Origin of the sequence: Xenorhabdus hominickii, assembly GCF_002632725.1 — a bacterium.
GTDB lineage: Bacteria > Pseudomonadota > Gammaproteobacteria > Enterobacterales > Enterobacteriaceae > Xenorhabdus > Xenorhabdus hominickii.
The window spans coordinates 90,934-107,448 of record NZ_NJAI01000008.1; the positions used below are offsets into that span (position 1 = coordinate 90,934).

General features: G+C 42.1%; 15 protein-coding genes and 1 tRNA gene. 8 read left to right on the forward strand and 8 right to left on the reverse strand.

All coding sequences use genetic code 11. The annotated features are described in order from the left end of the window. Positions 1–3: 3 nt before the first annotated feature. Together hpaC and dtpB are read left to right on the forward strand one after the other, a co-directional pair. Positions 4–522: a 4-hydroxyphenylacetate 3-monooxygenase, reductase component gene (gene hpaC / locus Xhom_RS21330; RefSeq protein ID WP_069318332.1), complete on the forward strand. Its 519-nt coding sequence runs from the start codon at positions 4–6 to the stop codon at positions 520–522. 800 nt (positions 523–1,322) lie between these two features. Beyond that, complete coding sequence (gene dtpB / locus Xhom_RS21335; RefSeq protein ID WP_069318331.1) at positions 1,323–2,777, forward strand: dipeptide/tripeptide permease DtpB; 1,455 nt, start codon at positions 1,323–1,325, stop codon at positions 2,775–2,777. A gap of 113 nt (positions 2,778–2,890) precedes the next feature. Here the strand turns inward: dtpB and fbaA are convergent, their stop codons facing one another. The 5 genes from fbaA to Xhom_RS21360 all read right to left on the reverse strand — a co-directional run bounded on the left by fbaA (position 2,891) and on the right by Xhom_RS21360 (position 9,455). Continuing rightward, positions 2,891–3,967 carry a class II fructose-bisphosphate aldolase gene (gene fbaA, locus Xhom_RS21340; protein WP_069318330.1) on the reverse strand — a complete coding sequence of 359 codons (1,077 nt, stop codon included), beginning with the start codon at positions 3,965–3,967 and terminating at the stop codon, positions 2,891–2,893. Between the two features lie 57 nt (positions 3,968–4,024). Continuing rightward, positions 4,025–5,191, reverse strand: a complete 1,167-nt coding sequence (pgk, locus tag Xhom_RS21345) for a phosphoglycerate kinase (protein ID WP_069318329.1) — start codon at positions 5,189–5,191, stop codon at positions 4,025–4,027. 85 nt (positions 5,192–5,276) lie between these two features. Then, positions 5,277–6,296, reverse strand: a complete 1,020-nt coding sequence (gene epd / locus Xhom_RS21350; protein WP_069318328.1) for an erythrose-4-phosphate dehydrogenase — start codon at positions 6,294–6,296, stop codon at positions 5,277–5,279. Positions 6,297–6,571: 275 nt separating this feature from the next. After that, positions 6,572–8,566: a transketolase gene (tkt, locus tag Xhom_RS21355; RefSeq protein ID WP_069318327.1), complete on the reverse strand. Its 1,995-nt coding sequence runs from the start codon at positions 8,564–8,566 to the stop codon at positions 6,572–6,574. A gap of 367 nt (positions 8,567–8,933) precedes the next feature. After that, positions 8,934–9,455, reverse strand: a complete 522-nt coding sequence (locus tag Xhom_RS21360) for an O-acetyl-ADP-ribose deacetylase (protein WP_069318326.1) — start codon at positions 9,453–9,455, stop codon at positions 8,934–8,936. 49 nt (positions 9,456–9,504) lie between these two features. Between Xhom_RS21360 and Xhom_RS21365 the strand changes: the two genes are divergently transcribed. Next, positions 9,505–10,050, forward strand: a complete 546-nt coding sequence (locus tag Xhom_RS21365) for a GNAT family N-acetyltransferase (protein ID WP_084023281.1) — start codon at positions 9,505–9,507, stop codon at positions 10,048–10,050. 61 nt (positions 10,051–10,111) lie between these two features. On the opposite strand, the gene Xhom_RS21370 is transcribed toward Xhom_RS21365, so the two are convergent. Together Xhom_RS21370 and dnaQ are read right to left on the reverse strand one after the other, a co-directional pair. Beyond that, positions 10,112–10,188: transfer RNA gene (locus tag Xhom_RS21370), tRNA-Asp, on the reverse strand. A gap of 137 nt (positions 10,189–10,325) precedes the next feature. Further along, entirely contained in the window at positions 10,326–11,075 is a 750-nt protein-coding gene (gene dnaQ, locus Xhom_RS21375; protein ID WP_069318325.1) for a DNA polymerase III subunit epsilon, read from the reverse strand. A gap of 63 nt (positions 11,076–11,138) precedes the next feature. Here dnaQ and rnhA point away from each other — a divergent pair, with 63 nt between their 5' ends. After that, positions 11,139–11,609 (forward strand): ribonuclease HI, encoded by a 471-nt coding sequence (gene rnhA, locus Xhom_RS21380; RefSeq protein WP_069318324.1) that lies wholly within the window; start codon positions 11,139–11,141, stop codon positions 11,607–11,609. Between the two features lie 10 nt (positions 11,610–11,619). Here the strand turns inward: rnhA and Xhom_RS21385 are convergent, their stop codons facing one another. Beyond that, positions 11,620–12,336 (reverse strand): class I SAM-dependent methyltransferase, encoded by a 717-nt coding sequence (locus Xhom_RS21385; RefSeq protein WP_069318323.1) that lies wholly within the window; start codon positions 12,334–12,336, stop codon positions 11,620–11,622. Between the two features lie 40 nt (positions 12,337–12,376). Here Xhom_RS21385 and gloB point away from each other — a divergent pair, with 40 nt between their 5' ends. The 4 genes from gloB (at position 12,377) to Xhom_RS21405 (ending at position 16,440) form a co-directional block, all read left to right on the forward strand. Continuing rightward, positions 12,377–13,132, forward strand: a complete 756-nt coding sequence (gene gloB / locus Xhom_RS21390; protein ID WP_069318322.1) for a hydroxyacylglutathione hydrolase — start codon at positions 12,377–12,379, stop codon at positions 13,130–13,132. Positions 13,133–13,204: 72 nt separating this feature from the next. Then, complete coding sequence (gene mltD / locus Xhom_RS21395; RefSeq protein WP_069318321.1) at positions 13,205–14,536, forward strand: murein transglycosylase D; 1,332 nt, start codon at positions 13,205–13,207, stop codon at positions 14,534–14,536. 236 nt (positions 14,537–14,772) lie between these two features. Then, positions 14,773–15,306 carry a MepB family protein gene (locus tag Xhom_RS21400; protein WP_198148730.1) on the forward strand — a complete coding sequence of 178 codons (534 nt, stop codon included), beginning with the start codon at positions 14,773–14,775 and terminating at the stop codon, positions 15,304–15,306. Positions 15,307–15,789: 483 nt separating this feature from the next. Then, positions 15,790–16,440 carry a GIN domain-containing protein gene (locus tag Xhom_RS21405; RefSeq protein ID WP_069318320.1) on the forward strand — a complete coding sequence of 217 codons (651 nt, stop codon included), beginning with the start codon at positions 15,790–15,792 and terminating at the stop codon, positions 16,438–16,440. Positions 16,441–16,515 lie beyond the last annotated feature (75 nt).

A 16,515-nucleotide genomic window follows, 5' to 3' on the forward strand; every position in this document is an offset into this window, starting at 1 on the left:
ATTATGTCTATAGAAAATGAACATCGCTTACGTTTTAGAGATGCGATGGCAAGCCTTTCCGCTGCGGTGAATATCATCACCACGGATGGCCCGGCAGGGCGCTGCGGTATGACTGCAACGGCGGTGTGCTCGGTGACAGATACACCTCCGACTCTGATGATATGTATAAATCGTAATAGTGCTATGAACCCGGTTTTTCAAGAGAATGGTCAGTTGTGTGTCAATATCCTGAACCATGAACAGGAGTTGCTGGCCCGCCATTTCGCTGGCATGACCAAAGCCAGTATGGAAGAGCGTTTTGGCTGGGATATTTGGCAAAGTGGTTTATTGGGGCAACCAATGTTAAAAGGAACACTTGCCAATCTGGAAGGAAGTATCCAACAAGTACAGGAAGTCGGTACACATTATGTTTATTTAGTAGAAATAAAACAGATTATGGTCAGGGAAGACGGCCACGGTTTGATTTATTTTAAGCGTGATTTTCATCAAGTGATGGATAAAATCCTAGCTGTGGCGGTTTAATCCCCCTCATAAAAATTCAATTTCTCAATAATGAAGGCTCGATAACAACGAGTCTTCATTGCCATCTATCTCCGTCGTCTTTCAGGTTAACTATATCGGATTATCTATGCTTCTGGAGTTTCGTTCCCACGCCATAAGCGCTGCCTCTTGAAATCCATTGGGTATATTCCCAATTGCTTATAAATACTGCACTGTTGATAAATCAATCACAAATAATTAATTTTATTCATTCACAATTAAAAAACCTCAATTTGCAACACAAACTTACAACACAAAACAAAAGAGACAACCACCAAGAACGAATTTTTTTGCGGCTACAATGCAATTCTAATCCTGTTAGGTACATAATTAACTGATAAATATTTAATCAACAAAAAGCTAATTAAAGTAAGTCAAATTTATACAGCCTTTATTATAAAATAAAAATTTAATATATAGATAGAGCTGATGAAATGCGATAAACACATTGTTCCCTCTACAGCCCCACCAACAAATAACACGCCATTTTGATTCAATACCAACCACATTGATTTATTTACGAACACTTAACACATACATTAATAATTTTTGATATTAATTCAGTGAATATTTTGTCACATTTGACGTTATTTTTGGTGTTAGTGTGATCAACCATTGAGAAGATATCAAATCAGTATATTAACCTTCCTTCCTTTACGATCACCTGAATAAATAAACAAAAGCACAACATATACAATACATTACATCACAAATATGTTAACAGAAATATAGTCATCTGGATGTATTGTCCATCAAAATGAGAACTAACAGAGGCATTCACTATGAATAAAACCACTCCGGTCGGTTTATGGGATCAACCAAAACCCTTTTTTATGATCTTTTTTGTGGAACTATGGGAACGGTTTGGTTTCTACGGCGTTCAAGGCATTCTTGCCGTTTATTTCGTTCACCAACTCGGTTTTTCAGAAGCACAAGCTTTTATCACTTTTGGGGCATTTACTGCACTGGTTTACGGCCTGATTTCTATCGGTGGTTATGTTGGTGATCACTTACTAGGAACAAAACGCACCATTATTCTGGGTGCCATTGTAATGGCAATCGGCTATTTCATGATTGGCCTGTCTATCATGCATCCTGACCTGATTTTTTATGCATTGGGAACCGTCTCTGTCGGTAATGGCCTTTTCAAAGCCAACCCAGCCAGCCTGCTGGCAAAATGTTACCAGCCACAAGACCCACGTTTGGATGGTGCATTTACGCTATTCTATATGTCCATCAATCTTGGTTCTCTGGTTTCTCTTTCTCTTGCTCCCGTCATTGCTGCAAAATATGGTTATGCAGTCACCTATAATATCTGTGGTATTGGTCTGATTATCGCCCTGCTGGTTTATATCGCCTGCCGCCGTATGGTGCATAACATCGGTTCAGAACCCGATCATGCTCCGGTAAACTATGCAATTTTGCTCATGGTTCTCATCGGTACAGTAATCACGATTGGCATCTGTACCTGGTTACTCCGCAATATAAAAATTGCCAATATCGCCCTGATGGTGATTTCCGCTGTTGCCGTTTTCATTTTCTTCTGGCAGGCATTTAAACAAGATCGCATTGGCCGTAATAAAATGTTCGTGGCATTTATTCTGATGCTTCAGGCTATCGTATTTTTCATCCTGTATAACCAAATGCCCACTTCCCTCAATTTCTTTGCCATCAATAACGTGCATCACCAAATTTTGGGTTTTGATATCAATCCAATAAGTTTTCAGGCGCTAAATCCATTCTGGATTATCGTTGTTAGTCCAATATTGGCAGTTGCTTATACCAAGTTGGGTGCCAAAGGCAAAGATTTTTCCATGCCAACAAAATTCACCTTCGGCATGTTTCTGTGTTCTCTGGGCTTCTTGACAGCCGCAGCTTCAGGTCTATTTGCCGATGAGAATGGCATAACTTCCCCGTGGTTTATTGTGCTGGTTTATCTGTTCCAAAGTGTCGGCGAATTGATGATTAGTGCTCTGGGGCTGGCAATGGTAGCTGCGTTTGTTCCTAGCTATTTGACTGGCTTTATTCTGGGTATGTGGTTCCTGTCACAAGCTGCTGCATCAATACTGGGCAGTTATGTGGCAACCTTTACTGCCGCACCAGAAGGCGTGACTGATCCCCTGCAAACTCTGCCAATTTATACTGGTGTATTCAGTAAAATCGGGATTGCCACTCTGGTTGTTGCCGTGATTATGGCGTTCATGGTGCCATGGCTGAACCGTATTATGAAAGAATAACTGAAAGCTTAATCAGCCTGATTCTATTTGTTTCTATAAATCTACTTGTTCCTATAAATTAGTAGACTGCCCCCATAGGGCAGTCTAAAAAAACTGTCTGCTATCGATACAAATTACAGCACATCAACCGCATTCAGTTCTTTAAAGGCCTGTTCCAGACGAACAATCATGGAAGCCTGACCAGCACGCAGCCAAACGCGTGGATCATAGAATTTCTTGTTAGGTTTGTCCGCACCTTCTGGGTTACCCAACTGGCCTTGTAGATAGCCTTCATTCTTTTTGTAATAATTCAGAATACCTTCCCAAGTCGCCCACTGGGTATCGGTATCGATATTCATTTTAATAACACCGTAGCTGACCGCTTCCTGAATCTCTTCTGCCGTAGAGCCGGAGCCACCATGGAAGACAAAATCCAGGCTGTTATGTGGCAGGTTGAATTTTTCAGATACGTAATCCTGTGAGTTGCGCAGGATTGTCGGAGTCAGCTTAACATTACCCGGCTTATAAACACCGTGAACGTTACCAAAAGAGGCTGCGATAGTAAAACGTGGGCTGATCGCGTTTAATTTTTCATACGCGTAAGCGACGTCTTCTGGCTGAGTGTACAGGGAAGAACTATCCAAATGACTGTTATCAACGCCATCTTCTTCACCACCAGTACAACCCAGTTCGATCTCCAGCGTCATATCGATTTTCGCCATACGTGCCAGATACTGGCTGCAAATCTCAATATTTTCTTCCAGAGACTCTTCTGACAGGTCGATCATGTGGGAAGAGAACAGTGGCTTGCCTGTTTGTGCATAGTGCTTTTCACCTGCATCCAGCAGACCATCAATCCATGGCAGCAATTTACGTGCACAATGGTCGGTATGCAGGATAACAGGCACACCGTAGTGTTCTGCCATCTGGTGAACATGGTGAGCACCAGAGATAGATCCCAGAATTGCCGCTTGCTGGCCTTCTGCTTTCAGACCTTTTCCTGCGAAAAATGACGCACCACCATTGGAGAACTGGATGATTACTGGAGCACGTACTTTTGCTGCTGTTTCCAACACTGCGTTGATGGAGTCAGTACCTACGCAGTTAACTGCCGGCAAAGCGAAGTTGTTTTCTTTGGCGATGGCAAAGACTTTTTGAACATCATCACCAGTGATGACACCCGGTTTTACGAAATCAAAAATTTTAGACATGTTACGTGGTCCTGTATTGATATTGAACAGGCAGTAAACACTGCCTGCTAGCACAACTTAGTTACTGTTAGCACGTTCTTCCAGCATCACAACGGCGGGCAGTTTTTTACCTTCAACGAATTCAAGGAAAGCACCACCACCAGTAGAGATGTAAGAAATCTTGTCAGCAATTTCAAACAGATCGATTGCTGCCAAGGTATCACCGCCACCGGCAATAGAGAAAGCATCGCTCTCAGCAATCGCGCGGGCAACAATTTCAGTTCCTTTACGGAAGTTAGGGAATTCAAACACACCCACAGGGCCATTCCACAGAATGGTTTTCGCATTTTTCAGGATTTCAGCCAGACGTTCTGCAGAAGCATCACCTAAATCCAAGATCTGCTCTTCGTCTTTAATTTCGCTAGTGGATTTCAGAGTTGCTTCCGCAGTTTCAGAGAATTCAGTTGCAACGCGAACATCGTTAGGTACTGGAATATCACAACTTTCCAGCAATTTTTTCGCTTCTGGAATCAAATCATCTTCGTACAGAGAACGACCTACATTATGGCCTTCTGCTGCAACGAAAGTATTGGCAATCCCACCCCCCACAATGAGCTGATCAGCAATCTTGGACAATGAATCAAGAACAGTCAGTTTGGTTGAAACTTTAGAACCACCGACAATCGCTACCATTGGACGAGCAGGACTGTGCAACGCTTTGCCCAGTGCTTCCAGCTCCCTGGATAACAGAGGGCCGGCACAAGCGATCGGTGCAAATTTAGCAACGCCGTGAGTTGAGGCCTGAGCACGGTGTGCTGTACCAAAAGCATCCATTACATACACATCACACAATGCTGCATACTGTTTCGATAACGTTTCATCATCTTTTTTCTCACCTTTGTTGAAGCGCACGTTTTCCAGAACAACCAATTCGCCTTCCGCCAATTCAACGCCATCCAGATAATTTTTTTCCAAGCGAACAGGAGAAGAAAGTTTTTCTTTCAGGTAGTCAACGACAGGTTGCAATGAGAACTCTTCGTTGTATTCTCCCTCAGTCGGGCGTCCCAGGTGAGAAGTAACCATGACTTTGGCTCCCTGATTCAACGCAGACTCGATCGTCGGCAAAGACGCACGAATACGCGCATCAGAGGTAACTTTGCCATCTTTCACAGGCACATTCAGATCAGCACGGATCAGTACACGTTTGCCCGCCAGATCTAAATCAGTCATCTTAATTACAGACATGGTGAATCCTCTCATTGATTCTCTATAAAATTACTCAACCTTCCGCTGTATGCCGTTTGTCAGTAACATCCGGCACAACAGAAGATTATTTGAAACCCGTAGCAGCCATTGCCAACGTTGTATCAAGCATACGATTAGCAAAGCCCCACTCGTTATCACACCACACAAGGGTCTTAATCAGATGTTTTCCGCTCACCCTTGTTTGTGTGCCATCGACAATGGCACTGTGGGGATCGTGGTTAAAATCCATTGAAACCAATGGCAAATCAGTGAAATCCACTATACCACGAAATGAACTTATCGCTGATTTTTGCAGTAGTTGGTTGACATCACAGACACTAACGGCAGTACTGACTGTCACACTCAAATCAATCGCTGTCACATTGATGGTAGGTACTCGAACGGAAATGGCCTCAAACCGATCACTGAATTTGGGAAAGATACGTGTGATCCCCGCAGCCAGTTTTGTGTCAACAGGAATGATGGATTGACTGGCAGCCCGGGTTCGACGTAAATCACGGTGATAAGCATCAATCACAGGCTGATCATTCATGGATGCGTGGATGGTTGTCACCGTCCCAGATTCAATATTGAATGCATCATCCAACACGCTGATGATCGGAATAATGCAGTTAGTCGTACAGGATGCATTGGAAACTATGCAGTCTTCCGCCCTTAGCAATTCGTGATTCACACCATATACTACGGTTGCATCCAGACCGTTTCCTCCCGGATGAGAAAACAAAACTTTTTTAGCGCCACTGGCGATATGAGCTTCACCATCTACTCTCTCACCATATTTGCCCGTACAATCAAGTACAATATCAATACCTAGCTCTTTCCACGGCAAAGATGAGATATCGGGTTGATGAAACAACCGTATACTGTCATCTCCTACTTGCAGCAAATCGTTATTCAGGCGTACATCCCATGCAAAACGCCCATGACTGGAATCGTATTTCAATAAGTGAGCAATGCCTTCCGCATCCGCCAACTCATTAATAGCGATCACCGAAATTTCAGCTCGACGCCCAGATTCGTAGAGAGCACGCAGAACACTACGCCCTATTCTCCCGAAACCATTAATCGCTACGTTGATTGTCATGTTACTCCCTGAATTTCTCTGTAGTCACGCAACCGCTTAGGATAACTGAGCAACAGCAGATTGTACGGATGATTCATCACAAAATTAACCAGATTGTGACAGACAAGACATTTTATTCGCCTAAACTGAAACGGTTCAGCTAGTGTGGAAGCAGATTACGAGAAAAAAAGCACGATGGCAAGCGCCATTAACAACATAACAAAGTCAGAATTGGATAAAAAAAAGCGCATTCGCTCAGAAATTGATGCGAATGCGCTTGCAGTTTCGTTTGCCGATTATTTCAACAGGGCTGCCGCTTTGGCAACAATGTTTTCAACGGTGAAACCGAACTCTTTGAACAGAGCATCTGCAGGTGCAGATTCACCGAAAGTACTCATACCAACGATAGCGCCATTAAGGCCAACATATTTGAACCAGTAATCAGAAATACCCGCTTCGATAGCAACACGAGCAGAAACTGCTGCTGGCAGTACTGCTTCACGGTATTCTGCATCCTGCTTGTCAAATGCGTCAGTGGATGGCATGGAAACAACGCGAACCTGACGGCCTTCTGCACTCAGTTGATCGGCTGCTTTCACTGCCAATTCAACTTCAGAACCGGTTGCAATCAGGATCAATTCAGGCTGGCCTGCGCAATCTTTCAGGATGTAAGCCCCTTTCTCGATATTCGCCAGTTGCTCAGCAGTACGCTCTTGCTGTGCCAGATTTTGGCGGGAGAAAATCAGGGAAGTTGGGCCATCTTTACGCTCAATTGCATATTTCCAAGCAACCGCAGACTCAACTTGGTCACATGGACGCCATGTGCTCATGTTTGGTGTCACACGCAGGCTGGCGATCTGCTCAACAGGTTGGTGAGTCGGGCCATCTTCACCGAGACCGATAGAGTCGTGGGTATAAACAAAAATGCTGCGGATTTTCATCAACGCGGCCATACGAACTGCATTACGGGCATATTCCACGAACATCAGGAATGTCGCGCCATAAGGCACAAAACCGCCATGCAGAGCGATACCATTCATAATGGCAGACATACCGAACTCACGCACACCATAATGAATATAGTTACCATCCTGAACTTCGTTCAGTGGTTTAGAACCAGACCACATGGTCAGGTTACTTGGTGCCAGATCAGCGGAACCACCCATGAATTCAGGCAGAACTTTACCAAATGCTTCCAGAGCATTTTGCGATGCTTTACGGCTGGCAATAGAAGCTGGGTTTTGTTGCAGGTTTTCAATGAATGCTTTGGCATCGGCTGCCCAGTTTGCTGGCAATTCACCGCTGGTACGGCGGATAAATTCTGCTGCCAGTTCTGGGTGGCCTTTCGCATATGCTGCAAATTTCTCTTCCCAAGCGGCTTCTTTAGCTTTGCCTGCTTCTTCCGCGTTCCAGCCAGCATAAATGTCCTGAGGAACTTCAAACGCAGGATGTTCCCAACCCAGCGCCTTGCGGGTTGCTTCGATTTCAGCGTCACCCAGCGGAGCACCGTGACACTCTTCTTTACCCGCTTTATTTGGTGAACCAAAACCAATCACTGTCTTGCACATCAACAAGGATGGTTTGCCAGTTTCTTTGCGTGCTGCTTCGATAGCCGCAGCAATAGCTGCTGAGTCATGACCATCTACACCACGGATAACATGCCAACCATAAGCTTCAAAACGTGCAGCGGTATCATCAGTAAACCAACCTTCGACTTCACCATCAATGGAAATGCCATTGTCATCATAGAAAGCGACCAGTTTACCCAGTTTCAGTGTACCCGCTAAAGAGCAAACTTCGTGGGAGATCCCTTCCATCATGCAGCCATCACCCATGAATACATAAGTGTGATGATCAACAATATCATGACCAGGACGGTTGAATTGTGCTGCCAGTGTGCGTTCTGCGATAGCAAAACCCACTGCATTAGCAATACCTTGACCTAATGGACCTGTCGTTGTTTCTACGCCTGGAGTGTAGCCATATTCAGGATGACCGGGGGTTTTGGAGTGCAGTTGACGGAAATTTTTCAGATCATCGATAGAAACATCATAACCCGTCAGGTGCAGCAAGCTGTAAATCAGCATAGAGCCGTGACCATTAGATAACACGAAGCGGTCACGATCAGCCCAGTTAGGATTCGTCGGATTATGATTCAAATAATCACGCCACAGCACTTCGGCAATGTCAGCCATTCCCATTGGTGCGCCAGGATGCCCTGATTTTGCTTTCTGCACAGCATCCATGCTCAAGAAGCGGACAGCATTAGCAAGGGTTTTACGAGTGGTCATTCTTTACTCCAGTCGGATAAAAGCGTTAGTGAATTAAGAACTAATTTTCGCAGCGCAGCACACAAACCGCAATCATTAATGCCAGATATGGAAAACTATCTTAATTTCCGTTTAGCATCAGTTCTTTGATTTACACCGTTGTTTTGACGCATTTTTAGATCAATGCTGACAACTTAAGGTGAGCTTGCGCAAACGGGGATAATTTTATATCGCGACTTGCGCAATAAGAAACTGCGTATTAGACACGATACTCAATGGGTTAATCAAGGTTAAAAATGTGAGTTTTCCTGTTAGATTAGCAGCATGATATATAAGCAATAAACTTCAAATGGCTCCGCGACGACAAGACGATAATTCTCAGCAGCAGTTACTGATTCAAAGTGCGATAAATGCCATAATTTTCATTATCAAAACAAACAAGATTCACTTGTAATATATTTTGATTGATAGACAAGCTCGAATGAATCGCTGCCAAAGCAATTTCAGCCGCCAGTTTTTTTGGAAAACAATAAATACCGGTACTGATATTCGGGAAAGAGACTGTTTTAATATTGTACTGTTCAATAAGATCAAAGCAGCTTAAATAGGCTTTTTTCAGTAATTCCGGTTCATTATTTTCTCCTCCATTCCAGCGTGGCCCAACGGTATGGATCACATATTTTGCAGGTAAATTTCCTGCTCGGGTAATCACTGCATCACCGACATCACAACCACCTTGCCTTGCCCTAATTTGCACACATTCTTCTAGAATGGATTTTCCACCCGCACGGTGAATGGCACCATCAACACCGCCACCACCCAATAGGGAAGTATTGGCTGCATTAACAATCGCCTCAACGGCAATTTTGGTGATATCACCTTGAATGATATTGATTCTGTTATTTTTCATATTATTGTATTATTTTTCATCATCGTTTATTTCACACTGATAACTCAAAATGTCAAAATCCAACCTTACACTTAACTCAATATCAGATCCAATCATCACATTATTAGATTCCATCAACACAAAACATGATGAGCTTATTAATTTACTCCATGATTGTGCCGAAAGTGATGCCTCTATCGGATTTATTACCCCACTGGGAGCGAAAGAAGCTGCACAGTATTGGCAAGATGTCGAAACAGACTTGGAATCCGGTCATCGACTACTGTTAGTTGCGCAGGCAAATGAAAAAATCGTAGGTTCAGTGCAACTTTCCCTCTGTAAGAAAAAGAATGGGCTGCACCGTGCGGATGTAGAAAAGCTAATGGTACACACGGCCTACCGCCAGCGTGGGATTGGAAAAATATTGATGGATGAGCTGGAACAACTGGCAAAACAACATCAACGCTATTTGCTAGTACTGGATACACGAACTCACGATCCAGCTTCTATGCTTTATCGAAAATGCGGCTTTATTGAAGTCGGACAAATCCCCAATTTTGCCATCAATTCCAATGGCGAATTTTCAGGGACAACTTATTTCTATAAGTTAATTTGAAATTTTTATCATTATCTGAAACAGAAAAACCCCGAGTAAAAAACTCAGGGCTTATAAATTCTGGCGGTGCGGACGGGACTCGAACCCGCGACCCCCGGCGTGACAGGCCGGTATTCTAACCAACTGAACTACCGCACCGCATGGCGTTCTGGTTGAGAACGAGGTGGATAGTACGGTTCCCAATACAATCCGTCAATCGCTTTTTATAACAAAATGGTTCGCTTGCACAGTTTTTCACCTTAACAATGTATTTTCCCCATCTTGCTACTGATTCTTTAATGAAGCTGTTCAGATTTTGAGCGCCACAGACAGCTTCCTCCTTTCTTTTCTACCAGATCTAAACGGGATTCATGCTGAATGAGTTCCTCATCAGAAGCATAAACAATTTTCAAACCCGCCTGAGGTCGGCTGACTTGCTGTATTTCTGCAACCTGTGCGCTGCCTGAAACTTCCCCTTCCATCGAAAAGGCCAGCGATGTCTGGCCACCAGTCATTGCCAGATAGACATCTGCCAAAATTTCGGAGTCAAGCAATGCCCCATGGAGAGTACGTTTCGCGTTATCAATATGATAACGATCGCATAGCGCATCAAGGTTATTACGCTTGCCTGGGAAAAGTTTCCTTGCCAGCATCAAGCTATCCGTGATGGTACAAAATTCGGCTGTCGGCGGGATATTGCGGTTCAATTTACTGAACTCATAATCCATAAAGCCGATATCAAACGCCGCGTTATGAATAATCAGCTCCGCGCCACGGATAAATTCAATGAATTCGTCGGCAATATCGGCAAATTTAGGTTTATCCTGCAAAAATTCATCGCTGATACCATGAACTTCAAACGCTTCCGGATCAACCAGACGTTCCGGTTTTATGTAAATGTGAAAATGGCGCCCCGTCAAACGACGGTTGATGACTTCCACTGCACCAATCTCAATGATGTTATGCCCCTCATAGTGAACACCCAGCTTGTTCATACCGGTTGTTTCGGTATCGAGGACTATTTGACGGGTAATTCCAGTGCTCATAATGTTTTTTTGTGTCAGACTTAGAGTTTTGATTGAAGATGATATAGGAAGAGTCTACCAAAGATGAACAAACAGGTAGAAATTTTCACCGATGGTTCTTGCCTCGGTAATCCCGGCTCCGGTGGATATGGTGCTTTACTGCGTTACAATCAGACCGAAAAAACGTTGAGTAAAGGTTATTTCCGCACCACCAATAATCGTATGGAGTTAATGGCCGCCATTGCCGGACTAGAAGCGCTCAAGCAACCATGCAAAGTCATTTTAACCACTGACAGCCAGTATGTCCGTCAAGGAATTACCCAATGGATACATAACTGGAAAAAACGTAATTGGAAAAAAGCAGACAAATCACCTGTAGTTAATGTCGATCTCTGGCAACGGCTTGATAAAGCTATTTTGCCCCATGATATTGATTGGCGCTGGGTTAAAGGGCATACCGGCCATCGGGAAAACGAATTGTGCGATGAACTGGCTCGCACAGCGGCAGGCTCTCCAACTCAAGCCGATGATGGCTATATCGAAAATGAAAGCTAAACGGTGAAAATTAATCTCGTCGGTGAATATTTTTTACAGCTCCCAATACATTGCTGAACTTCGGTTTCAATAACGCCGGTCGCATGGGATTCAACGTCAAAGGTATTGTCCGCTTGCGGGCAATAATCACATTCAGGCAACCAAAAATAGACAAGGTACGATTACAAAAACCTTGTCCCCCCTGCCACGGTAAGACATGGAAATTGGCATGATGAATAATTTCATAATTGAGAAGACGGAGCCAATCCCACTGACGAAGCATGGAAAACATTTGGGCATTATGCGATTTCCGACGAACAATAGGTGAAATCATGTCCCTGACACCTAATAAACTCACTGGATTGAAACCACTGAGAATCAACCATCCGTCATCAATCATAATTCTGTCCACTTCTCTTAACAGCCAATGAGGATCAGCACTATAAGTCAGCATATGTGCCAACAAACAGGCATCCACAGACTTGGCCTCAAAAGGAAGGTGATGAGGATCAGCAATGACGTTCATGTTTTCCCCATGTAATCCCACATTAACCTGATGGCTTATCAAACAAGAACGGCTGTCAATTTCTGCACTTAAATTACCGATTTTCACTAAATGAAAACCAAAAAATTTCGACCACCACGGTTCCAATTGACGTTCCAGAGCAACACGGTAATATTCTCCCCACGGTAACTCAGCCCAAGATTCAGGGGGAGCCATCTGCTTGATTAAACGTGCTGATTGCATGTCATCTTCCTTCCAACCGACTATAAACATGAGGCATATCATGGAGCTTATCAGGATACCCGCTCTTTCAGATAACTACATTTGGTTACTTTGTGATGAAGACAAACATTGTGTCATTGTCGACCCTTCGGAATCACAACCCGTTATGGACATTTTAGCAGTAAACCAATTTATTCCTGTTGCTATCTTAGTGACACACCATCATTACGATCATGTAGGTGGTATTGCTGGACTGCTCAAACAATATCCTGAATTACCCGTATATGGCCCCGAAGAGACCAAAAATAAAGGCACAACTCACATCGTCCATGAACATGACCTCATTACATTCAATAATTTTTCATTCCAGATTATAGAATTACCCGGCCATACACTTGGTCACATAGCATTCTATCAAGCTCCCTATTTATTTTGTGGAGACACCCTGTTTTCTGGCGGCTGTGGACGACTATTTGAAGGTACAGCCGAACAAATGTTTTCTTCTCTTGAGAAAATTGCATCGCTACCCAATGATACTTTGATCTGCTGTGCTCACGAATATACTGCGGCAAATATGGCTTTCGCAAAGGCAGTATTACCCAATAATCAAACTATTCAGGATTATTATCAAAAAATCATTAATCTACGTGAAAAGGATCAAGCTACAGTGCCAACAACTTTACAAATAGAGAAAAAAATTAATGTTTTCTTAAATTGCCACGATATTGATTTACAAAAAAATATCGGCATTAAACCTAATTCAATACCACTTTCTTCTATTTTTCAGCACTTAAGGTCTTATAAAGATCAATTTTAATTTTGTTGGGTTGTCTTCTGCGTAATAGGTAAGTATGATCGCTCACCTTTTAGGCAAACATCAAAAGAGAACATGAAGACAAAAGCGATTTTATTCGCCTCCGTTCTGCTTGCCGGGTGTCAGTCGAGCTTGCAACTCAAGGCTCCCTCCCAGCAAGAAACACAGAGGATGTCTTCAACGAATCAGAAAACAGGCGATATTGCAGACCCAAAAAATGCAGCGATCTGGAAGGAGAGTCCGATAGCCCAACTAGATTTGTGGGGACATATCCGTGATGAGTTGAAGATGGAAATTCCTGACAACAGCAAGGTGCGTGAACAACAAAATTACTACCTGAAACACAAGAGCCATCTCCAAAATGTGACATTACGCGCAGAGCCATACATCTATTGGATAGTTGATCAGCTTGATAAGCGACATATGCCAATGGAATTGGTCCTTCTGCCTATAGTGGAGAGTGCTTTTAATCCTCATGCAACTTCTTATGCTCAGGCTGCTGGTTTGTGGCAAATCATCCCCAGCACAGGCCGCCATTATGGTTTGACGCAGGATAAGTGGTACGATGCCCGCCGTGATGTAGCAGCATCAACGACAGCCGCATTGGATATGCTTGAACGTCTGAACACGCGATTCAATGGAGACTGGCTATTAACCATCGCCGCTTACAACAGTGGTGAAGGTCGGGTGATGCGCGCAATCAAAGACAATACCCTGAAGGGAAAACCGACAGATTTTTGGTCATTGTCACTGCCACGAGAAACGATGCACTACGTTCCCAAAATATTGGCTTTGAGCAATATCATTCGTCACAACGAAACATATGCTTTCAAACTACCCAAGCCTAATACGCAGAATGCACTGGCTAAAGTTGACGTGGGACAACAAATTACATTGTCACAAGCGGCTGAATTATCTGGATTATCGTTGGCATCGATTAAAGCCTATAACCCTGGTTATAAACGAGACATGACTTCCCCTCATGGGCCACATTACATCATGCTGCCAAAAGAGCACATTAACCAGTTTAAAACTTCCTTGACTGACGAAAGTGTCTTGGCAAAGATCCGTCTGGCAGTTGCAAAAAACTCTCGTAAGCTACACCAACAAAGCCTGTATACAGTTCGATCAGGGGATACATTGTCAGCCGTTGCAAAGCGCTTCAATACCTCGCACCGCGAATTGCAAAAATTGAATAGTTTGAAAACTGCTGATCGACTTAAGATCGGACAAGTATTGCGAATCGATAACAAAGGCCCTATTACCTACCAAGTACGTAAAGGCGATTCTTTTTCCAGCATCGCCAAACTTCACGGTGTACACCTTAACGACCTGATGGACTGGAATAAAAACATCAAACTTAAAGACATGAAACCCGGCCTGGCGCTGACAGTTTATCTTCATTAAGTTTATTTAATGTGTGTCATACACAATCAATCTCCCTGTCTTACAGGATAGGGAGAACCTCTCCTCTCCTGTTCACGATTGCATTTTAAAATTTCCGATAAACATATACCCAATGTTCGTAAGCATTATAGTTTTACAAAGGAAAATATTATTGATTTTTATGATAATAAAATTTTATATTTTTTGGTATTTTAAATAACCAATAGAAATGCAATTTGAAATATTAAGGATATAAATTGTCATTATTCAAATCAAATACAAACAATCCCCATGATATTTTTACCGAAATAAAAGAATATCTCCTACTTCCCTCAGGTTTTCAATTCGATGATGAACCCTATCGTGAAACAGAAAGTCGTGATTATAGTGCCATGCGATTTAAATTGAATGGTAAAGCTATAGTCTTTCGTCAGGCTAAAACAACTCCCAATAAACAGGGGCAGTTTGTCACCCTCTGGAAGCGGCTTACACCAGATTCAGAAATAATACCTTTTGAGCAAAATGATGGCATTGATTTCTGTTTAATCGCGACTTTTCTGGGAAACCATAAAGGTATTTTTCTATTTGATTCACATATACTGATGAAAAAAGGGATTTTTTCAACTCCCATCAAAGAAGGCAAGAGAGCCATACGAGTTTACCCTACATGGATATCCCCTAGTTCAAAACAAGCCATCAACACACAAAAATGGCAATCTTTGTACTTTATAAAATTCGACAATCAAACAACCACCATTGAGATATTCAAAAATATGATTTTAAGTTATTAGCATCAAAATAGTTATATTTAATTATTTCTTTACAAAAAACATTCGACATATAAAATAAAAAAACAGATGAATTATCATTTGTTTTTATTTAGAGATATAGTTATCATTACAATTTAATAAAAATAATTTCCAAATCTGTCATAAATAATAAGGCAGTAACATATATATAAATGGATATTTTGTCACGACAGAAATTAAATCTAAAGATAATATAAATCTCGATATCATTGTAAAAAAATAAAAAATATGCAACAAAATACATTGTTAGAATCTGGTTAAGAAATATTTTTCATACAACAATTCAGTGAAAATCTATGTTCATTTATCATGTGGAAAAATTATTGATCATGAATCATTTAAAAAACACTTTGAGTGTGAGTATACTCAGTATTACCTATCTTTAAATTTAACCGATATCGTATAAATTTTCACTACAGATATTCTTTAATCTCATAAAAAAATTCTATTATTTAAAGGTATTTAATGAAAAAAACTGCAATTTTTCTGGCTTTAATCTCAGGAGCAACATTTCATCCAGCACTAGCCGCAGAAAAAAACATTGACCTTAAAAATTTCACTGCCGTTAATGCACAAAAAGGCATTAAGCTGATGATCCAATGTGCTGAAACCCCTTCAATAAAAGTTAAAGGCACAAATTCCGCCATAAACAAACTCTATATTAGCCAAGATGGCAATACACTTAATTTAATTAACGAAGCGGCCAAGAAAGATAATGTTCTGTCTCAAGCCGTTAAGATTACCCTATACACTAATCAACCACTGAATAATCTGACAACTAAAGCAGGAGTGAAAGTAACTATACCCGCTTGTGCTGTCGATAGTGAACAACTGGAAGTATCAGGTGAAATGGGCAGTAAAATCAATATTGAAGGTAAAACTAAACACCTAGATCTTGTACTCAATATGGGTGCAATGTTTAATGAATTACCTCAAAATTTCAGCGCTGATTCTGCCAAAATACATTTAAGCATGGGAGCAAAAGCATTTCTCTGCAATATACCTAAAATCACTGGCAATCTCACAGCAGGAACCCAGATCGCCGTAAATAAACAAGCGGTAGTCAAAACAACAGATAATTTTGCCAGCGAAATTTTAAGAACGTCTTGTGATTGAAACTGTATATACCCAATAGAGTTAAATTGCAGCTTTGCTGGAAAAGCTGCAATTTTAAAAAATAAATGTTATGCC